This is a genomic window from Neobacillus sp. BF23-41, assembly GCF_041106275.1.
Window position 1 is genome coordinate 133,043 of sequence record NZ_JBGBPR010000002.1, and the last position, 24,744, is coordinate 157,786.

The window sequence follows — 24,744 nt, forward strand, 5'->3', positions numbered from 1 at the left end:
TCCAATGAATAAAGCTGAATTATTAAAAAATCTACACTATGCCAGTCGGAGTAATTTATTTTCAATTGAGATTCCAAAGATTGTAAAAGAAGATGAAAAACTTATTGAAGGCTTGGTTAGAGAATTAGTACAAGATGGAAAAATAAAAATGAGAGAAGTTGTCCAACGAGACTGCTCCGTTTATTTATCTGGAATAATCAAGTATGCAACAAAGTAATCGGCTCTTTTGAGGGAATCCCCTCATAAAAACATCCCCTCGCAAATAATTCCGAGGGGATTTCTTTTTTTAAACATCCTTTTACATTGCAATCGATTCTTGCTTTTCCACATTTTTATTATAATAACGATTGAGAAAATGCCCATTTAACGAGGCAAGTATTTGCTGAAATAACATCCCAACCACTACTGGTACCGCAACTGCAGCTGGGAAGTAAGTAATAGCTATAACTGCCCCAGCACTGATATTTCTCATCCCTCCAGTGAATGTCAGCGATATGACGTTGTCTCGTCCACCATTAAAAAATCGACCAATTAAAAATGAAAACAAGTAACCAGTCAGCGCAATCAAGAAGACCGTTATGGTAATACTTACAAGTTTAAAATTAGGATTTCTTAAATAGGGTGCGACCACTGCTCCATTAAGCATGACCACAAATCCAAGGCTAATTTTCGAAAAAGGAGCAAGACGTGTCCCTAATTGGTCTTTAATTCTCCCTTTTGTAACTTGGTTTAAGTACATCCCAATTAAAGAAGGAATGACCACCATTCCCAATAGACCTTTCATTATACTGATAAAGTCCATTTCAATTTTTTCACCTATAAATAACGATAACGAATATGGAACAATGATTGGTGAAAGCAAGGTATCAATTAAAATGATCGATAAGACTAATGGAATGTTTCCTTTGTATATGGCTACCCACATAAAGCTTGTCACTCCTGTTGGAATAACCATTCCCAAAACAAGTCCGGTAATCGTGTAAACATCACCAGAAAAGGCAACATGACCTACACCCCATGCCCAAATTGGCATGAGGACATGGAGAATTGCCATTGCAATAAAAATTGGAAACGGATGAACGATCACCTCTTTTAATGAATGGAAATTGGAACTTAAACTCCCAGCGAAGGTCATAAAAGCAAAAATCCAAGGAATTAAATATGAATAATCCTTTAGATGGACACTGAACAATACTCCAGTCAATACACCAACCGGGGTAATTAATGGCATGATTCTTTCTAGTTGTTTATTTATCTTTTCCAGCATGTAGAGTGTCTCCCTATTCGTCTCGTAGCGAACTTATATATGCCTTCCAAGCAGTTATTCCTCCATCTAAAACCGTCACTTTATAATTATTCGCATCAAGAATACGTGCACATTTCGTTGCCGAATTCCCCGTTGTGCAAGTGACAATCATTTCTTGATCCTTCGGTAAAGATTGCTGTGTATTTTCACCTGACTCTTGCAGGCCAAAAATAACCGCTTTCGGTACGTTTTGACTTTCTTCTATATGGAATTCATTGTATTTTTGTTCATCCCGAACGTCAAGAAGGACAAGTTTTTCTTCACTTTGCAGTCTTTCATGAAGTTCTTTCGGCGTTATTTTTTTTAATGTCATTGAATACACCTCCATTACAAAGAATACCACAATTTCTTATCTTTTGAATCCTAGCTCTCAAAAATCTTTCGAAAACCGAAAAATTTTTCATATCAAAACTGATATTCATTTCCATATATTAAAAAGCGCGTGGATTTCTAATCCATGCGCTTTTCTTAGTTAATCCAAACTTCTTCGTCCACTTTGCCATTTACCTCTGGACATTCTGTTTAAACTTGTTGATATCCTCATATTCCCTACATGGAATCTTGCTTCACTTATAAAAACAAACAAACCCGTGGCTACAGCAAGGTGGAATACTGCCAACGGAATATCGATGGTTGTCACGATAACCCCTGCTCCAATCGCTAGCTGAGAAAGCACAGTCAACGTGCTTAGAACAAAGCGTCTTTGAAGACTCCTCCCCCATCCTTTTAAAAATGACCAGTAAGTAAGCAAGAGGATATAAAGTGTGGTAAGGAGAGCTAGTCCACGATGAATGGATTGCAGGAGTTCGGGGGTAGCCATTGGAAAAAAAGACTGTCTGCAGCCTAACCACCCGCACGATAAACCATAGGACTGATGCTTAATATAGGCACCAAATGCTAGTGTCATTATGAGGAGAAAAAGTAAAATATTTAAATGCTTTATTATCGTTCCTTGTTTACCTTCTCCTAAATTTCCGCGGCCATTCTCTCCTTCTTCATGACCTGGATATCTCCATATCCAAATCAAGCACGCTAGGAAAAGCATGGCGATAATAAGATGGATGGTGATGATAATGGACGGCAAATCGCGGACCACAACGATAGCTCCGAGAAGGATCTGAATAATAAGCAATCCTAACATAGCTAATCCCACGAAGCGAGCAGTTTGACCAACGTTTGTAAAAAAAAGCTTGAAAAATAACAGGATAGACAGGAAGCCAAGCAATGCCCCGATGATTCGGTGCATATACTCAATTAGTGTTGCCCCTTTTAAAGCTGGCACAACCTCACCATTGCACAATGGCCATTCCGGCCCGCATCCCATCCCTGAATTTGAGGAAGCCACATACCCTCCAAAAACAATTAAGAAATAAGTAAGTAGTACACCAAAGAACGCCAACCGTTGGATTGTCACATATATGTATCACGATAGATAAAAAACTGCCAGTAACCAATATTCTCCAAGATACATACCGTATATTGCCTTGTGTGTTAAATATGGAAGGAGAGTAATCATGTATTATTTCCCATATCAATATCCAATCTATCCTCCATTGCCCGTTTACCCACCTCAAATGGTGTATCCGCCCTTTCCAAGGAGTTATCCACCAGTAGACGTAAAAATATTTGAAAAATCAGTCAAGTCATTTCGACTATTAATGGCTCAAGGAAGTATTTTGCTAGATCGCTTAGGGGATTTAGGTTTCGCTCGAAAAATGATGAGTGCTGCCCAGCAAGGAAAAAAAGCGGATGTTGATCATTTAATCAGTACCGTCGGATTAAAAGTACCTGTGATAACTACATTTACGCCAAGTGGCGTCATTTTTGAACTCACCACACAACCAAACCAAAATAATCCTGCCAGCTGCTGCACTTTAAAGGTGTTCATGAAATGGGGAATTTAATTGTTGAATAGAGACCCTTTACATTCTACCTGAAAAAAACTAATTCCTCAGATAAAGTGGTACCCCAATTAAATTGAGATACCACTACTCTTTTCACTTCTAGCTAAACCAACTCCATATCGAAAACGATTACATAGATTTATATTTAAATTAATAAACATGAATAAAGACGGTTCGGCTCCGAATCGTCTTTTTCGTATTATTTAGCATTTGCACTATATTTAATTTTTAAAGTTAATATGGTTACAGCTAAAATTAACGTTACAGCGTTTGCAACAATTATTGGAATATCATTTACAAATAGTCCATACAACAGCCACATTAAAACTCCGCTAGTGAACAAGCTGTACATGACTAATGATATTCCTTCTGTATTTTTCTCTTTGATTGTTTTAATTGCCTGTGGCAGGAAAGAAAGGGTGGTTAAAATAGCTGCAACATAGCCAAAAAGTGGAACGAGCTCCTGCATTCTTTTGTCTCCTTATCTCCATATATCGTTTAAAGTCCAAGAATCTAATTTTATTAAATTGGCTACTCTAGCCTCACTAAATAATTCTACGGAAGTACTTAACGGGTCAGTATATATACGTGTTGTCATTACTGTTTCTCCATCATTGACAAACGTTGTTGATGATTCTGTTCCATGAATATCCCTCACTTTTTTTTATCACAAAAAAGAAAAACGATGAAGCCATTTAACACATTGGTTTTCATCGTTCCCTTATAACTATTTATGGACTTTAACTATCAAAAACTATAGTTCTTTCAAATGCCAAACAAAACTTTGAAAGTCTCCCTTTATTTCCACCGGAATAGCGAGTCCAACATAAGAGAGTTCATCCCCGCCAAATACTTGATCAGTACCGTCAACTCGATATTGTTTTGAATGATCAATTCCCTTTAGCCTTAAAACTGCAGTTGGTGCAGCTGGTTCTGCCAAAACCCGGAAATAATAGACGATTGCTTCTGTCTTGTCCTTAGTAGTGAAAAGCCAAGATGTCTCATTTCCTTCAAATGGACTTTGCAATCGATAAAAATCACCAAACTGGATTAATTGACGAATTTCCTTATAGTGAGAAACTTGCTCTTTGACAATTTCTTTTTCATCCTCTGATAGATTCGATAAATCAAGCTCATATCCTAAATTCCCAGACATCGCTACATCGCCACGCATCTGTATAGAAGGACTGCGATGAACCTGATGATTCGGAACAGCAGATACGTGTGAACCCATGGTAACAATCGGGTAAACAAGACTTGTGCCATATTGAATTTTTAACCGTGAGACAGCATCCGTATTGTCACTTGTCCATGTCTGCGGCATGTAATAGAGCATTCCCGGATCAAATCTTCCTCCTCCGCCCGAGCAGCTTTCAAATAGAACATGCGGGAAGGAAGATGTGATAGATTCCATCACCTTATATAATCCAAGCATATAACGGTGCGCTGTCTCTCTTTGTCTTTCAGGAGGAAGAGCAGCCGAACCGATTTCGGTCATATGGCGGTTCATATCCCATTTCACATATGAGATTGGGACACTTGCTAAAATATTACAAACTCTCTTTGTAATTTCATTGCAGACATCCTCCCTTGAGAAATCGAGTATTAATTGATTACGACTCTCCGAACGATTGCGCCCTGGAACATGTAGGCACCAATCTGGATGTTCACGGTATAGATCACTGTCAACAGAAATCATTTCCGGTTCAAACCATAGTCCAAAATCCAGCCCCAACTCCTTGACACGAAGAGCGAGATGATTCAAACCTTCGGGAAGTTTCTGGCGATCAACGAACCAATCTCCCAATGAAGATTTATCATCATTTCTCTTACCAAACCACCCATCATCTAGGACAAACAATTCGATTCCTAACTCACGCCCTGTTTCTGCAATATCCAAAATCTTGTCCGCATTAAAATCAAAATAAGTTGCTTCCCAGTTGTTCACTAAAATTGGGCGTTCTCTATCCCGGTAATTGCCTCTCACTAAGCGCGTACGGTACAACTCATGAAACGTCCTTGACATACTGCCTACACCTTCTGATGAATATACCATAACAACTTCTGGTGTTTGGAAGGCTTCATTAGGTTCAAGCTTCCAGCTAAAATCAAAGGGATTGATACCCATTGTGACTCTCGTGTTCCTAAATTGGTCCACTTCCGCCTGCGCCAGGAAATTACCACTGTATACAAAGTTAAAGGCATATACTTCTCCTGAATCTTCTGTTGTGCCTTTCCTTAACAAAGCAATAAACGGATTATGCTGATGACTGCTGGCACCTCTTGTGCTTTCAACTGACTGGATTCCATGACGGAGCGGCAATCGTTCAATATGTCGTTCCTTTACATGGGCACCATGAAGATGTAAAAACTCAAAATCTGCATCCCTGAAATCAACACAGAGACTATGCGCACTTACCAACTTTAGTGACTGACTCCCCTCATTTATAAATCGTACGGAACGTGTAATGACATTAAACTGCTCGAAAACGGTATAACTTAGGATCACTTTCAGGCCGATTAAGGAATCTTCCATTGTAATTTCAAGCGTTTCCGCCTCGTTGTCACACTCTGTATACGTTGCAGGCAGCCCCTCCAAAGGAGCTTTCCCCTTAAAAATCGAATGGGTTTGGTATCTTAGGTCAGTAATGGTTGAACCGTTTTCGAGCTGGATTTGATAAGCAGGCTTCCTAAAATCTGTATTCCCATACTGTGGATACTCTTGCGGAAGTGTATCCAAGGAGAAAGTCCTGTCATCTTTATGCTGATAAGGGTTTCCTGAGAAACCGCGATCTAAAAACTGCAGAAAATTAGAATGACGATAGGTATTGATTTTTTGGCCCCAATAAAGGTGCACCAAATATCCTTCATGGAGAATTTCCATGACATAACTTGTATCCTTGGCCTGTAAATGAAACGTTTTATTTTTTGAATCAAATTGGATTCCCATGAAAAACTTCAACTCCTTAACTGCTATTTAATAGCTCCCTTTACCACACCGCCGATAATCCATTTCTGTGCAAAGATGTAGACAATGACCATTGGTGATAAAGCTAATAGGTATGATGCAAATGCTAAATTAAAGTCCGTACCAAACTCAGACTGGAAAATATATTGAACCAAAGGAAGAGTCGCATCTGCTGGATCATTTAAGATGATCAATGGCAGCATAAAGTCGTTCCAAGCCCATAAGCATGTTAGAATTCCAACAGTTGCATTAATCGGAGTTAACAGCGGGAAAATCACTTTCCAAAATACTCCCCATGTACCGCATCCGTCTACGATAGCCGCTTCCTCTAGTTCCTTTGGTATTGAGCGGATGTAACCAGCGTAAATAAAGATATTTAATGCGGCTCCATAGACTATATATAAAAAGATTAGTCCGCCTTGGTTATCCATGCCAAAGGCGGCTGTCTGTTTTACCAGCGGAAGCATAATAATCGGAAATGGGATAAACATGCCGCTGACAAAATAGTAGTACAGTCCTTTAAAAAATTTCTTATCCATATTTCTCGCGATCGCAAAAGCGACCATTGAATTTGTTAAGATTGTAAAAACCACCGTAACGACCGTAATCAAGGCACTATTTTTGAAAGCGGCAAAAAAGTTCGTCGCTTCGATGGCCTTGGCAAAATTCTCAAAATGAAGCCCTGTTGGAAGAGAAAGTACCGATTGCGCCATCTCGTCCGGTGTTTTTAAAGCAATGGAAACGGCAATATACAACGGGAAAAGTATGAATAAGGACCCTAATGCGATTAAAATGGTAACGGGCCAGTTCGTTTTTTGTTTCAACATTACATATCCATCTCCCTTTTTTGGAGTACCTTAATTTGAATTACAGAGATGACAACAATCACAATAAAGTAGATAACGGAGTTGGCTGATTGGTAGGCGAACTCTCCCCCCTGAAATCCGCCTTTATAAATTAATAGCGAAATCGATTCCGTCGCTCGGCCTGGTCCGCCGCCTGTTAAAGCTACAATCTGGTCAAAGACCATAAGGAAGTTTTTCATTGAAAGTACCATATTGATAGTAAAGAATGGCGCGATCATCGGGAAGGTTATCTTCCAGAATTCCTGCCATTTATTGGCTCCATCAAGGCTTGATGCTTCATATAGTTCAGATGGAACGGTTTGTAAACCTGATAAATATAAAATCACATTGAACGCACATGCCTGCCATACAGCTACAATAACGATTCCTAACCAGGCAAACTTGTCACTGCCTAATATATTGATAGAAAGGAACCCAATATCTAGCTTATCGCCTAAATTTGGGATAACATTCGAAAAAATAAAATTGAAAATAAATCCTACAATTAGTACTCCGAGTACATTTGGTAAGAAGTATGTTGCTCGAAAAAAGTTCTTTCCTTTAATTTTTGCGTTTAGCCCTATCGCGATCAAGAGACTTAAAACATTTACGAGAATCGTTGAAATAATTGCAAATTTAAAGGTAAATAAGTAAGAGTTTAGAATATTTAGGTCTTTAAATAAGTTTACGTAATTTTTTATTCCGACAAAGTCGTAAGTGAAACCTAAGCCGTCCCAGTTTGTAAATGAATAATAAATGCCTTGAATAGCTGGATATGTATGAAAAATAGCGAAAAGAAGAAGCGCAGGCACTGTCATTAAATAAAACGGTACGTTTTTGAGTTTCATAGTTTTCTTCTTTTCTTTTATCCTAGCTGAAGGAATACTCCCATTTTTTAACGCCAAATCTTCCTTACTCACTTCTTTCACTCCTTTATAAAGATGGAGAAATTTGGATTCCCCCAATTTCTCCATGATTAAATTATTATTTACGGTTAGCTACCTTTTCCCATTCAGTATCTAGAGTTTTCAAGTATTGATTAACATCTTTTTTCTGTGTTAGTACTTGCAATTGTTTTTCAAGGGCTACAGCAGTAGGTACATAGTGGTCAGGGAAGTCAACAACAGCACCTTTTTCAAAGCTTGCTTTTAGTCCTTCTAACTCAGGTGCTTCCTGTACGATACCTGTTTTAGCTGAAAAGGCGTTTTGCTGTGTAAGATATTCTTTCATATTTTCATCACTCAAAAGAAATTCAATAAACTTTTTAGCTTCTTTCGGATGCTCAGTAGTCGCAGATTGAGCAAGTAATAAATCTACACCTGATACAACTTTTGAGTCACCAATTGGGTAAGGGAATACGCCTACCTCAATGTTTGGATTTGCTTTTTTAATTTCTGGAATCGCCCAAATACCTTGAAGATACATAGCAGACTCACCTTTTGCAAAGGCTACGTTTCCATCATTATACGCTTTACCATTCTGATCTTTATGGCCAAATTCGAGCAGGGTTAATAGCTTTTCAGCTGCTTCCTTGTGCCCTTCTGCAAATTTCGTATCTCCCTTATCTAACTTTTTAAAGAAGTCATCTCCCTGTGTATTTGCTGCGAGAACATTGTAAGCAGGTAAGGCTGTCCAAGCATCTTTAAAGGTAAAGTAAAATGGAATTTTCCCTGCAGCTTTAACTTTTTCCGCTGCCGCGATAAATTCTTCCCATGTTGTTGGTACTTCAATGCCTAATTCTTTGAAAATAGTTTTGTTATATATTACTGCATTGGCATTTGCTGCATAGGGAATTCCATATACTTTGTCCTGTTTTGAAATATCCTTTAACATGTCAATATACGCTGGCTGAATGTCATTTAATGCGCTGTCTTTCGAAACATCTTTCAAAGCTCCTGCCTTTGAAATCTCTGCATAGGATACATCCCCGCCCATCCCAATAACATCAGGAAGATCACGTTTGGCTACCCGCGTTTTTAATACGGTTACAGAATCCGGTGGATTGATAACAATAACATCAATATTGGGGTTTTCTTTTTCAAATTTTTTGGCTAATTCACTAAATGTACCTTTTGCTTCAGATTTGTACTCTAAAAATTCAATTTTCACCTTTCCATTTGAACCACCTGAAGTTTCCTTACTGCCACACCCTGCAAGAACGGATAGCGCGATCATACCAGTTGCAACTAACGAGATTGATTTTTTCATCGAGAATCCCCCATATTTTGATAGATTTTCATTTTAGAAAACTTTATTTAATGAAAGGATTGGCAGCGATTACAGAATTTGCTTATAATCACTCCCATCTCCCTCCTTGAACCCGTTTTATTGTTTTTTTGCGCTGACACTATCACGTAAAACTATTTCAGTTGGTAAAGTAACCTTCAGTGGTAGGGTTCTCCCTTTTAAACGATCATATAAAAGCTTCACAGCGGTTTTCCCCATTTCATCTCCATGTACTTTCACAGTAGAAAGGCGCGGATTCATATAGGCGGCAGCTTCGATATCATCAAAGCTAAAAACCGAAACTTCTTCGGGAACTTTGATCCCTGCTTCATGTAAGGCACGAAGGACACCCAATGCCATTGGATCACTTCCAACAACAATTGCACTTGGCATCTGCCCACTTTCTACTAATTGCATCGTTAATAAGTGACCACTGGATGGGCCCCAATCTGCTTCAAACACTTTAGCCGGGTTATAGTAGCCCTTCTCTTTCATTATTTTTTCGAATGCACTTTTCCTTGTATCCTCTTTTTCAATTGTTATATTACTATTCACACCATAGACCATTCCTCTTCCGCCTAAATAGGCAATATCAATATGACCAAGACCAATTAAATGCTCCAAAACTTGATGGGTAGCGCCTTCAAAATCTGAAATTACAACATCCACATTCAAATCTTGCGGAAGATAGTCTACTGCAACGATATTATTATTTTCATAGTAAATTTCTTTTAAATCTTTAATATCAACGTCCCCCATAACAATAAGACCATCCAAACCACTTAAGCTCTCTGCTGTTATGTTGCTTTTACCAACCATAAATGTCGAGGCGATATTAAAGGAATATTGATTACAGGTGTTTTCCACTCCCAGCCGTATTGACTGAAAGTACGGGTCAATAGTTTCATCGTTCAACATGATCAGGCCAATATTAAATATTTCTATTGGTTTATCCGCTTTTCCACTTTTTTTTCTTAATGGTTTATAATTTAGCTCATTGACGATTTCGATGACCCTTTTCCTCGTATCCTCGGATACAGAAAGAGTAGGGTCATTGTTTAGTATTCTAGATACGGTTGCCGTTGAAACACTGGCATGCTCCGCAATATCTCTAATCGTTGCCATATACTCACCTACAACTTTATTTTTTTAGTTAAGTTAACTAAATTTATATTAATAATATACCAAGTTATGCGCTTTCAATCAATACTTATTTTAAAAATAATCAATTTTTTCTAAAAATAATCAATTTTTATTTAGTTAACGTAACTTAACAATAGCCTTGTGTTTACTAAAATAGAAAAAAGGTAAAATGACTAGTTCATTTTACCTTTAAAAAATACATAATATTAATTTGTTCTTTGTTTAATTATTTATTCATCATTCATTAAATCCCAATATTTATAGGTCTCTCAAAAATGAGAAAAGGGGCAAATGCCCCCAAGTTTTACTTCAACATATATACCCTTGTTTCATAAGGTTTTAATGTGAAATTTTTCGGTAATTTCTTACCCACAACATCATAATTGTTAAGGATAAGGTCAGAAGTGGAATAAGATAAACTCCCTGGCACGCGAAACCTCGTTGATCTTTCACTAAAATTGTTAATAACAAGTACTTTTTGTTTACCTAATCTGCGCGAATACACAAACAGTTTCGGATGATTCGCAGCTATTAAGCTGTAAGTACCATAAACAAATACAGGATTCTCTTTTCTTAAGCGAATCAATTTTTTATAAAAAGATAAAATCGAGTCAGGATCGTTTAATTGTGATTCAACATTTATTTCTGTGTAGTTTGGATTTACACCCAGCCATGTTTGATCGCCAGTAGTGAATCCTCCCATGTTAGATGAGTCCCATTGCATCGGCGTCCGAGCATTATCCCGGCCCTTTTCCCAAATAACTTTCATAATTTCTTCATGGGAACGGCCTTTGGCGGTTTCAACATGATAATAGTTAATCATGCCAACATCGTTGTAATCATGAATAGACGGGAATTGGACGTTCGTCATCCCAATTTCCTGACCCTGGTAAATAAATGGAGTCCCTTTCATTAGGAAATATAGCGCTCCTAGCATCTTGGCGCTTTCTTTCCAATACACCCTATCGTTTCCCCAGCTAGAAACCCGTCGTGGCTGGTCATGGTTTTCGATAAATAAGGCATTCCATCCTCTGCCTTCCAAACCTGTCTGCCATTTGGTTAAAACCTTTTTCAACTTACGAACGTCAATAGATCCTTCTACATCCTTATCCCACAGATCTAAAAATTCGAATTGAAATATCATATTAAAATAGCCGTTTTCTTCGCCTACCCATTTATCAGCTTCATTTAGACCGACACCATTAGCTTCCCCAACTGTCATGATGTCATAGTTCTTAATGGTTTTTTGAGAAAATTCTGTGAGAAACTCATCAATTCCATCCACATTCATCATTTTAGGAAAGCAAGGAACGAAATCTAATTCATCTGGATTAGGCATATCAGGGAATCCTGGTTCCTTTTTGATATGGGAAATGGCATCCACACGGAAACCATCTATCCCTTTTTCCAGCCACCAGTTCACCATATCGTATAAAGCATCCCTTACCTCAGGGTTTTCCCAATTCAAATCGGGCTGGCGTGCAGAGAAAATGTGCATGAAATACTGTTCTGTTTCTTTATCATATCTCCAAGCAGGCCCACTGAAAATCGACTCCCAATTGTTCGGCGCTTTTCCATCTTGGCCATCTCTCCAAATGTACCAGTCACGCTTCGGGTTGTCCTTAGAGGAGCGTGACTCAATAAACCAAGGGTGTTCATCGCTCGTATGATTGATGACCAAATCCAGGATTATTTTCATTCCACGCTGATGAACTCCGTCAAGCAACTCATCAAAGTCTGCCATCGTTCCGAATTCTTCCATAATATCCTGGTAATCTGAAATATCATAACCATTGTCGTCATTAGGTGATTTATACATCGGCGACAGCCAAATCACATCAATTCCTAGCTCTTTTAGGTAATCTAATTTGGCTGTTACACCTTTTAAATCACCAATCCCGTCGCCATTGCTGTCCATGAAACTTCGAGGATAGACTTGATAGGCAACACTTTCTTTCCACCACTTTTTGTTCACTTGTGCACCTCAGTTCGATCAACTTTCTATACCACATTTCAGTTATTTGTTCACAAGATGGGGCAGCTTCGATTTCAAGTAATTGATGCTGATTTCAATACTTTCAAACGGCGTACGGCGGCTCATATCCTGTTCGACCACCCACCACTCTACACCGGCTTCTTCTCCGGTATTAAGTACTGCTTCAAGATCAACGCCACCTGTTCCAAGTTCCGCAAAAAATTGTTCTTCATCCGTGGTCATGTCTTTTAAATGAATGAGCGGTGTTCTATTTTTATAACGATTGATCCATTCCACAGGTTTTTCACCGGCTTTAGTCAACCAATAGATATCAAGTTCAGCTTTTACCTGGTCGATGCTTGTATCATCAAAAATGGCTTCTAATGCCATTCTTCCATCCGACAAGCGCTCTAGTTCAAAATCATGATTGTGATAACAAAGGGTAATACCTTCTTTTCGGCATATTTCACCCGCCTGATTTAATAAAGAAATAAGCGCTTGATAATCCTGTTCACTTCGACGATCTGGCATCAAGTAAGGGCAGACAATATACTTACTTCCTAATATTTTCATATCCTCAATAACTTGAGACAACTTGGTCTCCAATTGTTCAAGCGGGACGTGGCTTGCTGCAGCGCGAAGGCCAAGCTCATCTATTAACGTTTTAACTTCTTTCGCTGATAATCCACCATAACCAGCGAATTCCACTCCATCAAAACCAAGCTCTGCTACTTTTTTCAATGTTCCCGCAAAATCTTTTTCACTTTCTTCCCGTAAGGTATACATTTGGACGGCAACTGGTATATTCTTCATCATTACACCCACCACATTTGGGAAACTGGTTCCTCAATTAAGATCGATTTTAAATTGGTTACTGCCCGATTGAACCCTTCGTTAATAGACATAATTGGGTCTTCATGTTCGATGCTGACAACATAATCATAGCCATAGGTTCTTAGTGCGCTCATCATGTCGGACCATTCTTTGAGGCTATGTCCACAGCCAACCGAACGGAAGGACCAAGCCCTCGTTTTCACTTCTCCATATGGCTGCATATCCGTTAATCCATACATATTCACGTTTTCCTGATCAATGTATGTGTCTTTTGCATGAAAATGATGAATCGCATTTTCTTTTGCTAAAATTTTGATCGCTGCAACTGGATCAATTCCCTGCCACCATAGGTGACTTGGGTCTAAGTTAGCGCCAATCGCATCACAGGTTTCCTCACGCAATTTCAAAAGTGTATATGGTGTGTGGACTAAAAAACCTCCGTGTAGTTCAAGTCCTATTTTCACGTTGTGCTCCTTAGCAAATTGACCAACTTCCTTCCAATAAGGAATCAGTTTTTCCTCCCATTGCCACTTTAACACGTCGCCATATTCATTCGGCCAAGGTGTTACAGGCCAATTTGGATATTTCGCCCCTTCATGATCTCCTGCTGTTCCTGAAAAACAGTTAACAACTGGCACTTCGAGAAGCGAAGCAAGTTTAATCGTTTTTAAGAGTGTTTCATGCGAGTTGTTAGCAAATTCTTTTTCCGGAGAAATCGGGTTTCCATGACAGCTGAATGCACTGATTACCAGTCCGCGTTCCTCTACCTTTTGGATATACTCACGTCTAGCCTCTTCACTTTCCAATAACCCATCTAAATCACAGTGGTTGTTTCCAGGATAGCATCCCGTTCCGATTTCAACTGCATGTAGTCCTGCTTCTTTAACTGTATCAAGCATTTCCTCGAATGATTTTTCAGCAAATAATACGGTAAAAACTCCTAGTTTCATAATGAATTCCCCTCTCTATAACTGCTCACTCTTTATACGATTGATCCGTGATAGGTAACTTGTAGACATCAATAGAGAGATGGCGGCCTAGTATGGTCCACCACCCTTTTTATCTAACGCAAAATTATGATAGCTCGCTCACTTTAACAATTTGTTTTGTTTCACTTGATTGAAGGGCTGCTAAAATCACCTCTAGTGATTTTTTTCCTTCCTCACCAGGAACAGGTGTCTCTTGATTATGAATAACTGCATCTACAAAATGGTTGATTACATGTGTTGTACGTTGGCCGCCCGAATCATTCGACTGAATTTTTCCAAGCTGATAATTTACGACTTCACCGTTGGCATATTGAACGACAAGTGAATTAGTTGGATCATCCTCTAAACGTAGAATGGCTTTTTCACCATAAATAATGGTTGAATTATCTTCCTTACTGACATAAGCCCAACTTGCCGCAAGTGTTCCGATAATCCCGCTTTCTGTTTTTAATACACAAACCGCATTGTCATCAACATCAGCAAATTCTTTGGCACTTGTTTCAACGAAAGAACCCACCTCGGTAATTTCTTCACCTAGTACATACCTCAGTAAATCAGTCTTATGGACACCTAAATCGCCCATTGCACCAACGAAGGCTTTTTCTTTTTCAAAAAACCAGCTTTCTTTCCCATCTACACTCCATCCCTCGGGACCGCCATGCCCGAATGCTGTGCGGAAACTATAAATTTTGCCGATTTCCCCGCTTGCAATCAGCTGACGTGCTCTTTGATGGGAAGGTACAAAACGCTGATTATGAGCAATCATTAACTTCTTGCCACTTTCTTTGGCCGCGGCAATCATTTCTTCTGCTTCCTGTTTTGAAGTTGCCATTGGTTTTTCACAAAGAACATGAAGGCCCGCATTTAAGGCAGCAATCGAAATGGGGGCATGAAGATAGTTTGGTGTACAAACGCTGACTGCATCAACCGTTCCGCTGCTTAATAACTCTTCATAGTTTGTGTAAGCAGTGACTTCATATTTCTCTGCTATTTCTTTAACTCGGCTTTCATTAATATCACAAACTGCCACAAGCTCCACATTTTGATTCGCTTTATATTCAGGTAAATGGCGATGCTGGGCAATACTGCCACATCCGATTACTCCAACTTTTAACTTTTTCATTATTTTTGTCCCCCTTTGATTTGTTCTAGTGGTTTCGCATTTCCATAAACGGGACGTTCCCTCTTGACAGGTGCCGCCCATTTTACCGCATTAATAATTACACGTTGAATTTGTTCGTTATGGTAGGTTGGATAGGTTTCGTGGCCCGGTCTGAAATAAAATACTTTCCCATTTCCACGTTTGTATGTACAGCCACTGCGGAATACTTCGCCGCCTTCAAACCAGCTCGTAAAAATAAGCTCATCTGGCTGTGGGATATCAAAATGCTCCCCATACATTTCTTCTTTTTCTAATTCAATATATTCATTGATTCCTTCTGTTATTGGATGACTTGGACTCACAACCCAAAGTCGTTCTTTTTCATCAGCTTCCCGCCATTTTAAATCACAGCTGGTTCCCATTAATGTTTTAAAGATTTTTGAAAAATGGCCGGAGTGGAGAACAATTAGTCCCATTCCATCTAGAACACGCTGTTGTACTTTCTGTACTACTTCATCTTTCACTTCTCCATGTGCTAGATGTCCCCACCAAACTAATACATCGGTAGCAGCTAGTACTTCATCGGCTAAGCCATGTTCCGGCTCATCAAGAGTAGCTGTTCCGGCTGTGATTCCTTCGGCCTGAAGGAATTGGGCAATCGCACCATGGATCCCGGTTGGATAAATATCTCGTACGACTGGATTTTTTTGTTCATGACGATTTTCATTCCATACAGTTACCTTTACCATAATCTACCTACTCCTTCTTTATCGTTCACTTTAACTATTATTTTAGAGAAAGAAAAAATTTATGAAACGGCTTACATTGACACGAAGGGTGGAAAATATTGAACCTAATAATCCTTTGACGTTAAATTAAAAACAATTTAGGTGAGAAAAACCCAGAATAATTAATAGTCCATTTATAATTGGTTTGTGATAGATTCCAAAAGAGCTCAAACTCTATCACAAATATTAACAACTATCTCGCTTATATATCTTTATTTTAAAGTGCCAGCAAAATCTTGCGCGCTTTCTTCCAGCAATGTATACATTTGTACGGCTACTGGAATTTTGATCATCCTTATCCCCCACTTTCTTGGAACATTACTTATTTGATTACATCTTATATTGTATATCTACAAATAAACATAGATGATATAATTAAAACATCTACTATTTTGCTATTTTTCTATTTTGTTAGAATAGAGGGAGCTTATGAAGACGAACATATTTTTTTGCGGCTATTCCTTTCACACCAATGGATATCATTCTCAACATAAATCCGGATACCCTTCGTATCTTTTCAGACTGCAAACAGAAGGTCTCTGCGAAGTAGTCGTGAAGGGGAGAAAAATGGAACTCGCGAAAGGTGACCTACTGCTCATTAAACCTGGGGATCACTACGAACTGCTTGTCAAAGAGGGGCAAAACAGCGGGGATTATCACTTAGTTTGTGAAGGCGCGTGGATGGACGAATGGTGGAGCCGTTCTGAAAAGCCGGATGTTTCCCGAATCGATTTGGATGAAAAGCTATTGACCTTATGGCGCCAGATCATGATTGAAAAACGCCGTCCTTCATCCAGCCAAAACGAAGAGCTCTCCGGCTATTTGCTGCGAGCGCTCTGTTTATCTCTGGAACGGGCTATCAGCGAAACCGGCCGATCCTTCAGTCACCCGTATACGGTGACACGGATGATGCGTTACATTGAGGAGCATGCCACGATCGCCTTTAAAGTGGAGGATGTGGCCCAGCATGCTGGGCTCAGCGTCTCAAGGTCCGTTCATCTATTCAAAAGCAGCGTTGGGAAAACGATAATGGAATACGCGCAGGCAATCCGGTTATCCTCGGCCATTGAGCGGATGAAATACACAACACTGACACTTGAACAGATTGCTGAAGACTGCGGCTTCGGAACCTATCCTTACTTTCATAAGGTATTTAAAAAGAAATACGGCGTTGCTCCTGGTGTGTACAGGCGGATAGAATACTAGTTTAAATGTTTTCCTATACATGTAATGTTTTAATAAAATTAGAAAAGCTAGAAATCACTGAGTTTCCCACTTCACATCAGTATTTCTAGCTTTTCTATTATTTGATACAATCCACATTTATATATCTAAAATAGGATTTTCCCGTCCATTACCCTATCAAAGTCTTTGACGACTTCGTTTGTCTCTGCTGATTTAAAAATCGTTTCCATCAATTGTAAGACACGCAAAACTTCCTCATTTTTGATGATTGGTTCTGCTTTTCCTTCAACTACAGAAATCACATTGTCATAAAAGCTTTCCATCGTCTTATCTACTTTCGGTAAATCCGATGTACTGACAGCTTTTTCAGACGGAGGTGCCATCGTTTTCGTCAACCCTTGCCCGGCTTTAATCGGTTTCGGAGCTTCTACTTCCACTCCCCGATTTTGCGTCACGATTTTACCGTTAATATCCCAATCATGGATGACTGCCGTTCCTGTTGTTCCTTTTGCGTACCACCGCGGCAGTTGAATGAAGTTTGTTGTTCCCACTTCCACTAAAGAGGTGATGCCGTTTTCAAACGTGATAAACACTTGAAAACCATCGTCTACTTCGTTCCCTAAAATATAACTTAAATTGGCATAGACACTCGTAATCTTACTGTCGATCATAAATAGCAGTTGATCTAGTAAATGGACACCCCAGTCCAGCAGCATCCCCCCGCCATAAGCCTTCTGATGGCGCCAGTCTCCTGGAATCCCGTTTGCTCCTTGTACCCGTGATTCAATATGAAAGACATCTCCGATAATCAGTTCATCGCATACTTTTTTTATCGTTAGAAAGTCTTCATCCCATCTACGGTTTTGGTGCACAATAAACGCTCTGTCATTCATTTTTGCAGCCTGCATAATTTCGATTAACTCTTCACTGTAAATAGTGACCGGCTTTTCACAAATTACATTCTTTTTGGCGTTTAAGGCTGCGACTGCGATTTCTTTATGCACATCGTTAGGAGTGGCGATAAGAACAAAATCAACAGAATCGTCGGCTAAAACAGCAGCTAAACTTTCATATACCTTGTAACCATCAGCCAAGGAAGCGGCTCTTCTTTCCTCCAGAATATCATAGGTTCCAACGACATTTATGTTTTGGTTTTCTTTGAGCAGCTTTCCATGATAGCTTCCCATACCACCGTAACCAACTATAACTAAATGATAGTTTCTATTCGTCATTTTTATATCTCCTTTTTTTGCCATCATTTTCTCTATAGGTTTTCTTTAATTCTCACTTCTGCTTTTTCAAAACATTACTTATTTGATTACATCTTATATCTTTGATATGCAAATAAACATAGATAATATAATTGAAATATCTATTATTTTGCTATTTTTCATTCTTCCTTCAAAGTTCAATTAACGTGTTAAATGAACTTTCTCCCATTTTTCGCAAGAATAAAGAAAAGCACTCGGTGCAAATCACATCGAATGCTTCGAATCATCTACTCCCTGCTTATAGTTTGGAAATTTATAAGAACTTCAAAGTTAACTTAATAGATGAAAAGCAGACGGTATAGCGGTAATCTTTATAGATTCTCGTTACCGTCTGCCTTTTGTTCATCTATGGTTAAAGGAATTTGGTGACTGCATGATTGACGTTCAACCAATTTATGAGGAATGATAATGCGCTTGGTTGGTTCTGTTTTGTTTTCTATTTTTTGAATTAAACTCCAGGATGCCTGGTATCCAAGATCAAAAATATTAATATCCATTGAAGTTAAGGGTGGTTTGGACATTTCTGCTAAGAGGACGTTATTAAAACTAACGACTGAGATTTCTTCCGGAACCCTGATTCCCAGCTCATCTAATGTACTAAGTACACCTAGTGCCATTAAGTCATCAACCACCACGAGTGAAGTTGGGCGTTGCTCAAGTGCCATTAACTCACTCACCGCCTCCTGACCGCCTTCCCTTAGGAATTCCTCATGAAGGATATATTCATTTTTTATAGGAATGTTTGCCTTTTTTAAAGCCTGCCTATACCCATTCAAACGGTCAACCGTAACCATTAGTTCTGGGTTCCCTCCAATAAAAGCAATTTTCCGATGGCCATGGTCTATTAAGTATTCAGTAGCTTCTCTCATGGCACGAACATTATCATTATCAACATGTGTGATTTCTTCTGCATCTTTAGAAGGTTTTCCAATAACAACAAAAGGAAAATCCCTTTCTCTTAAGTACGAAATGACTTTATCCTCCACCTTGGAGTTAAGAAGAATCATGCCATCTACTCTTTTCCCTTGTACCATATTAATAACTGCTTCAAGTGTTTCCTTTTCTAATTTCCCCGTTGTCATTTGCAAAGCATATTTTTTTTCACGGGCCCCCTCACTTATTCCCTGTAAAATAGAAGGGAAAAACGGATTCTGAAAAACGACATCTCCAGAACTCGGCATGACAAGCCCTATTGTTTGGGTTGATTGACTGGCAAGACTTCTGGCATTTTGGTTAGGATGATACCCTAGCTGTTCCATTGCTTTTTTAACTTTTCGTTTCGTTGCTTCACTAATTCGTGAATTATTGGCAATTACTCTTGAAACAGTTGATGGTGCGACATCTGCAAGCTTTGCCACATCCTTGATGGTAACAGCCATTTCTTCTCCCCTCTCATTCGAAGTTAATTGATTCTACTACTAATTTTAATATAATAGAAACGGTCATTTTTGCATATTCCATCGTCTTTACAACACTTACATTTACGAAATCGGTTGCACAATCCACCCTTTATTATAAAGTGTTTACAACCAGTTATACAGCTAAAAAATATTGACTTCCCGATTTTGGTAATGATGTATCAGAAAATTTAGATTTTTTTCTGGTTTTCTATTGAATTGTGCTGAGAAAAAGATATAATAAATTTTGAAAGTGATTGCGCAAACGTTTGCACACTAATACAGTCCTCTAAGTATCTTACATATGGCTTTTTTGTGCAACTACATGCAAACGCTTTCCTAGATTAATAGAGTTAGGGAAAGGAGATTTTTCATGAAGAGAAATCAGAGATCACTGCTGTCGCTTGTTACCGTAGTTGGACTAATTCTTCAGTTATTTTCTGGACTTGTGACAAGTCAAACAGCCAAAGCGGCAGAAACAACACCAAAGCAGGTTGTACTTGTTGGCAGTCTGCAGGCAGTTTTAGGAAATTCAGGAGATTGGGATCCATCTTCTGTTAAAACGCAAATGGATTACCAAGGAAATGGTTTGTATAGCCTTACTGGCACACTGCCGTCAGGGACATATGAATACAAAATCGCCATTGGAGGAGGCTGGTCCGAAAATTACGGAGACGGCGGCGCGCCTGGTGGAAACAACATTAAACTAACTCTGACCGAACAAAAAAAAGTCACCTTCTACTACAATGACAATACCCATGCCATTGCTGATAGTACCCATTACACGCTTTTAAATGAGGACAAAAAGCCCCGCTTAGTAGGAACCATTCAACCTGCCATTCACGCAGGGACTGCATGGAGTCCGGCAGACTCAACAGCATTAATGGAGGACACCCATTTTGATAACGTCTATTCCTTTACTGCAAAGGTACCTAGAGGCAGCTACGAATACAAGATTGTATTGGGCAAGGACTGGACGGAATCCTATCCTGGTTCAAATGAGAAGCTGAATGTACTCTCTGATACGACAATCACATTTTTCTATAACAACCAAACAAAAGAAGTTTATTCAGATTATAAACCTATTGGATCTGATGGCATGATAGATAAGAATGCTCTTTATCATGATTCATGGGACCAAGTATACCGGACGCCGTTTGGGGCAGTTCCAGCAGGGAAACCTGTCACCTTCCGAGTATCGGCTAAAAAGGGTGACCTGACCAGAGCCAGTCTGTATGTGAAAAACTATAATACAGGCACAACAAAGGTTCTTTCAATGAAGAATACAGGCTGGTCAGACACAAAAGACAAAGGTGCCATTGAGTTCTGGGAAACCACCTTTACACCGTCTGACAAAGGAGTTCACGGCTATAAATTCATTGCCGGGGATCAGGATACAACAGTGGAATACGGAGAAGACACACAGGAAGGGCATACCGGTAAAGCGGAGGATAAAAATGCAGGACTCTTCCAATTGACCGTTTTCGACCCGGGCTATCAAACACCGGATTGGATGAAGGAAGCTGTTGTTTATCAAATATATCCGGACCGTTTTTATAACGGCAACAAAGCAAATGACCATGTAAAGGATCAGATTGGAGCCCGAGGCAGCCAGCCAATAGAACATCCCGACTCCTGGTCATCCTTGCCGGATAATCCATATGAACAAGGCACTGGCTCCTACACAGGGGACGGAGAATTTACAAACGACTTCTTTGGCGGCGACATTACTGGTATTAAGGCGAAGCTTGATTACCTTCAATCACTTGGCGTCAATACCCTATATTTAAACCCAATTGCACTTGCACCGTCCAACCATAAATATGATGCAGCAGACTATAAACAGGTGGATCCGATGTTTGGCTCGGAAAAAGAATTCGAGGATTTCGCCAAGGAATTGTCTAAACGGAACATGCACCTGATTTTGGACGGGGTATTTAATCATGTGGCTGATGATTCCATCTATTTTGACCGCTATCACAAATATAAAACAGTGGGTGCCTATGAATACTGGTCTCGTATTTACGATTTAATGAATAACGAAAAATTGTCTGAAACTGCTGCTAAGGATAAGGCCAAACAGCAACTCCTGGCTGAAGGACAAACATTTAGCCCATACGGCTTTGAAAACTGGTTCCATATTGAAAATGTTAAAGTTCCAAATGAAAAAGTCAACGGTGTTTCGACGGGTGAGCATTATAAGTATGAAGGCTGGTGGGGATACGACAGTCTTCCTGTATTCGAATCCGTTAACGGCACAAAGGTTGACCATCCAAGTGAACTTAACAACACAGCATTGGCAAATTATATTTTTTATGACAAGGACTCAGTAGGAAAAACTTGGATTAATCGAGGTTCATCTGGCTGGCGCCTGGATGTAGCTAATGAAGTGGACAGTTCCTTCTGGCAGGAATTCCGCAAGCAAATGAAGTCCAAGACTATGATAGGAGCCGGAAAAACACTTCAAAAAGAAGAAGAGCCACTTATTCTAGGTGAAATTTGGGATGATGCATCCAAGTACTTCTTAGGGGATCAATATGACTCAGTCATGAACTATCGTTTCCGCGGAGCCATTTTGGATTACTTAAAGAACGGTAATGCCGCTAATGCACAAAACACCCTTCTCGCTATACAGGAGGACTATCCAAAGGAAGCTTTTTATGCCCTCATGAACCTGATGGGATCCCATGATACAGCTCGGGCAATCTTCCTGTTAGGCAATGGAACGGATACGTATTTCAGAGCGGAACAAGATCCGAACTACAAATACGATGAAGGTGTGAAGCGATTGAAGCTGGCTTCTATCCTGCAAATGGGTTACCCTGGAGCACCAACCATTTATTACGGAGATGAAGCGGGTCAAACAGGATCCAAAGACCCAGATGACCGACGCACATATCCGTGGGGGAACGAAAACAAAGACCTCATTGCACACTATCAAAAGATTGGTCAAATCCGCAAGGAAAATGCTGACCTATTCGCTCATGGCGATCTGCACCATTTATACGCAAAGGGTGATGTGTTAGCCTATGTCCGGACAAAAGAAACAAAATCTGGCCTTGTCATTATTAACAGAGGGAAAACCACACAAACGGTTGATATCGATACAAAAGTGCTGCTCGCGAATGGTCTTCGTTTTGTGGACCAATTGGACCCTAAATATCTGACTACAACGAAGGATGGCAAGCTGTCATTAACAGTTCCGGCAGAGTCCGGAAGAATGTTAATAACGGTTAATGATGTTAAACAACCACAGCCTGTTAAAGAAGTTACCGGCACAGCTGGTTCTAAGGAGGTTACTTTAAGCTGGACAGGAACAGGAACAGGTACAAAATACAATGTCTATCAATCTACAGTTTCAGGTGGATTATGGACAAAAGTGAAGGAAACTACAGGTACATCTGTGAACATTTCCGATTTAAATAATGGTCGTACCTACTATTTTACTGTGACGGCCTTGAATGAAAGTGGTAATGAATCTGTACCTGCTGCCTCATCCGGCCTTGTGCCTCATTATGATGCTGAAAAGGCTAGTATTAAGGACCTGACTACTTTAGACAACGGGGAACTGAATCTGGCACAGACCTCCAATGTTAAAGCAGCTTTTTACCTGCCAGGTGCGACAGAAACTGGTGCAGCAGAAGGAATCACGGCCGATCTCCAAGTAAGAATGAAAGGCCAAACCGCTTGGACATCTTACCAAGCCTTTTATAATGGCCAGGCTCAGGGAGACCAGGCAAATGAGTTTCAGGGAAGCTTTACAGCGTATGAGGCGGGCAAATATGAATACCGAATGGCTTTTACGCCGGATTTAGGGAATACATGGGTTTACTCAATTACTGGTGAAGTGACCTTTTCACACAGCACGTCTGATACTACCCCGCCTGCTAATGATGTTACTTTGGACACTCCGATCAAGGAATCCGGTCAGGTCAACTTGAACTGGAAACTCACGCAGCCGGATCAGCCATTTAAAACGGTCATTTACCGTGACGGCCAAATTCTTTCAACATTGGACGGCAGCGCCGCCACCTTCCGTGATTATCAGGTGGCAAATGGAACTGCCTACCAATATCAAGTGCGTGTCTATGACCAGGCTGGAAACCATGTAGAATCCAACAAGGTAAGTGTAACCCCTGAAATTGTTATGGTACAAGTAACCTTTAAGGTTCATGCACCGGATTATACACCTTTAGCAGCGCAGGTCAATATACCAGGCAGCTTGAATGGTTGGAATAATAGTGCCTGGACTATGAGCCGTAATGGCGCTGTGACGCCTGATTGGGAATACACAGTGGAGCTTGAAGAAGGAACTGAGCTTACGTATAAATATACGAGGGACAATACTTGGGATCATGAAGGGTTAGCAGATCATACGCCATCCGATCATTCGGATGACGATATCAGTAACTACGGCTATGGTGCCGCAGGAACCGATATGAAAATTGTGGTCACCAACCAAGGGAACAACAAAATGGTTGTACAGGATACCATTCTGCGCTGGATTGATATGCCGCTGGCAGTCAGCCAAATCGATGTCAATGGATCAACTATGACTATAAAGGGGAATGCAATTAAGGGAGCTGACCTCACTATCAACGGGGAAAAAGTGACAGTCGGAAATGATATGAATTTCACTCAATCCTTTACCTTTCAAGCAGGTCAGACTCAAGTACCTGTTCACATTGAACCAAATGATACAACCAAGTCCAACATCTTTAAAGGGGACGGCGGTTCTATTACCAAGAATACAAAGAACTATGTCATCGATGTCCTAACAAAAACGATAAGCGAGACCAAGTAAGTGGTCA

The 24,744-nt window shown here is 39.8% G+C and carries 21 protein-coding genes; 4 read left to right on the plus strand and 17 right to left on the minus strand.

Annotated elements, in window-relative coordinates; all coding sequences use genetic code 11:
- The first annotated feature begins 4 nt into the window (after positions 1-4).
- A complete protein-coding gene (locus AB7942_RS03830) occupies positions 5-217 on the plus strand; it encodes a hypothetical protein (protein ID WP_369445856.1) in 213 nt (70 codons plus the stop codon).
- 81 nt (positions 218-298) lie between these two features.
- Here AB7942_RS03830 and AB7942_RS03835 read toward each other — a convergent pair whose 3' ends face one another.
- The 3 genes from AB7942_RS03835 to AB7942_RS03845 form a co-directional block, all read right to left on the minus strand.
- Complete coding sequence (locus tag AB7942_RS03835) at positions 299-1,267, minus strand: bile acid:sodium symporter family protein (protein WP_369445857.1); 969 nt, start codon at positions 1,265-1,267, stop codon at positions 299-301.
- Between the two features lie 13 nt (positions 1,268-1,280).
- Positions 1,281-1,619, minus strand: coding sequence for a rhodanese-like domain-containing protein (locus AB7942_RS03840; RefSeq protein ID WP_369445858.1), 339 nt, complete (start codon positions 1,617-1,619; stop codon positions 1,281-1,283).
- Between the two features lie 159 nt (positions 1,620-1,778).
- The gene (locus AB7942_RS03845; protein ID WP_369445859.1) at positions 1,779-2,720 is read right to left on the minus strand and encodes a COX15/CtaA family protein; all 942 of its coding nucleotides are present in this window, start codon (positions 2,718-2,720) and stop codon (positions 1,779-1,781) included.
- Positions 2,721-2,820: 100 nt separating this feature from the next.
- Here AB7942_RS03845 and AB7942_RS03850 point away from each other — a divergent pair, with 100 nt between their 5' ends.
- A complete protein-coding gene (locus AB7942_RS03850; protein ID WP_369445860.1) occupies positions 2,821-3,210 on the plus strand; it encodes a YuzC family spore coat inner layer protein in 390 nt (129 codons plus the stop codon).
- Between the two features lie 199 nt (positions 3,211-3,409).
- On the opposite strand, the gene AB7942_RS03855 is transcribed toward AB7942_RS03850, so the two are convergent.
- The 12 genes from AB7942_RS03855 to AB7942_RS03910 form a co-directional block, all read right to left on the minus strand.
- The gene (locus tag AB7942_RS03855) at positions 3,410-3,679 is read right to left on the minus strand and encodes a SemiSWEET transporter (RefSeq protein WP_088085673.1); all 270 of its coding nucleotides are present in this window, start codon (positions 3,677-3,679) and stop codon (positions 3,410-3,412) included.
- Between the two features lie 12 nt (positions 3,680-3,691).
- Positions 3,692-3,868, minus strand: a complete 177-nt coding sequence (locus AB7942_RS03860) for a GH32 C-terminal domain-containing protein (RefSeq protein ID WP_369445861.1) — start codon at positions 3,866-3,868, stop codon at positions 3,692-3,694.
- Between the two features lie 96 nt (positions 3,869-3,964).
- On the minus strand, positions 3,965-6,160 hold the full coding sequence (locus AB7942_RS03865; protein ID WP_369445862.1) for an alpha-galactosidase: 2,196 nt from the start codon (positions 6,158-6,160) through the stop codon (positions 3,965-3,967).
- A gap of 23 nt (positions 6,161-6,183) precedes the next feature.
- On the minus strand, positions 6,184-7,005 hold the full coding sequence (locus AB7942_RS03870) for a carbohydrate ABC transporter permease (RefSeq protein ID WP_369445863.1): 822 nt from the start codon (positions 7,003-7,005) through the stop codon (positions 6,184-6,186).
- Positions 7,005-7,871, minus strand: coding sequence for a carbohydrate ABC transporter permease (locus AB7942_RS03875; RefSeq protein WP_335439416.1), 867 nt, complete (start codon positions 7,869-7,871; stop codon positions 7,005-7,007). The genes AB7942_RS03870 and AB7942_RS03875 overlap by 1 nt, the downstream gene beginning before the upstream one ends.
- 136 nt (positions 7,872-8,007) lie before the next feature.
- Positions 8,008-9,231 (minus strand): ABC transporter substrate-binding protein, encoded by a 1,224-nt coding sequence (locus AB7942_RS03880; RefSeq protein ID WP_369445864.1) that lies wholly within the window; start codon positions 9,229-9,231, stop codon positions 8,008-8,010.
- Between the two features lie 117 nt (positions 9,232-9,348).
- Positions 9,349-10,374, minus strand: coding sequence for a LacI family DNA-binding transcriptional regulator (locus AB7942_RS03885; RefSeq protein WP_369445865.1), 1,026 nt, complete (start codon positions 10,372-10,374; stop codon positions 9,349-9,351).
- Positions 10,375-10,696: 322 nt separating this feature from the next.
- A complete protein-coding gene (locus tag AB7942_RS03890; protein WP_369445866.1) occupies positions 10,697-12,367 on the minus strand; it encodes a glycoside hydrolase family 13 protein in 1,671 nt (556 codons plus the stop codon).
- Positions 12,368-12,409: 42 nt separating this feature from the next.
- Positions 12,410-13,180: a sugar phosphate isomerase/epimerase family protein gene (locus AB7942_RS03895; protein ID WP_369446130.1), complete on the minus strand. Its 771-nt coding sequence runs from the start codon at positions 13,178-13,180 to the stop codon at positions 12,410-12,412.
- A 2-nt stretch (positions 13,181-13,182) separates the two neighbouring features.
- The gene (locus tag AB7942_RS03900; protein WP_369445867.1) at positions 13,183-14,151 is read right to left on the minus strand and encodes a sugar phosphate isomerase/epimerase family protein; all 969 of its coding nucleotides are present in this window, start codon (positions 14,149-14,151) and stop codon (positions 13,183-13,185) included.
- Between the two features lie 124 nt (positions 14,152-14,275).
- On the minus strand, positions 14,276-15,313 hold the full coding sequence (locus AB7942_RS03905) for a Gfo/Idh/MocA family protein (protein WP_369445868.1): 1,038 nt from the start codon (positions 15,311-15,313) through the stop codon (positions 14,276-14,278).
- The gene (locus AB7942_RS03910) at positions 15,313-16,041 is read right to left on the minus strand and encodes a ThuA domain-containing protein (RefSeq protein WP_369445869.1); all 729 of its coding nucleotides are present in this window, start codon (positions 16,039-16,041) and stop codon (positions 15,313-15,315) included. The genes AB7942_RS03905 and AB7942_RS03910 overlap by 1 nt, the downstream gene beginning before the upstream one ends.
- Positions 16,042-16,509: 468 nt before the next feature.
- Here AB7942_RS03910 and AB7942_RS03915 point away from each other — a divergent pair, with 468 nt between their 5' ends.
- The gene (locus AB7942_RS03915) at positions 16,510-17,286 is read left to right on the plus strand and encodes an AraC family transcriptional regulator (protein ID WP_369445870.1); all 777 of its coding nucleotides are present in this window, start codon (positions 16,510-16,512) and stop codon (positions 17,284-17,286) included.
- Positions 17,287-17,411: 125 nt separating this feature from the next.
- On the opposite strand, the gene AB7942_RS03920 is transcribed toward AB7942_RS03915, so the two are convergent.
- Positions 17,412-18,497 (minus strand): Gfo/Idh/MocA family protein, encoded by a 1,086-nt coding sequence (locus AB7942_RS03920; protein ID WP_369445871.1) that lies wholly within the window; start codon positions 18,495-18,497, stop codon positions 17,412-17,414.
- A 350-nt stretch (positions 18,498-18,847) separates the two neighbouring features.
- On the minus strand, positions 18,848-19,915 hold the full coding sequence (locus AB7942_RS03925; RefSeq protein WP_369445872.1) for a LacI family DNA-binding transcriptional regulator: 1,068 nt from the start codon (positions 19,913-19,915) through the stop codon (positions 18,848-18,850).
- Between the two features lie 391 nt (positions 19,916-20,306).
- On the opposite strand from AB7942_RS03925, the gene AB7942_RS03930 reads away from it, so the two are divergent.
- Positions 20,307-24,737 (plus strand): pullulanase X25 domain-containing protein, encoded by a 4,431-nt coding sequence (locus AB7942_RS03930; RefSeq protein ID WP_369445873.1) that lies wholly within the window; start codon positions 20,307-20,309, stop codon positions 24,735-24,737.
- The last annotated feature ends 7 nt before the right edge of the window (positions 24,738-24,744 follow it).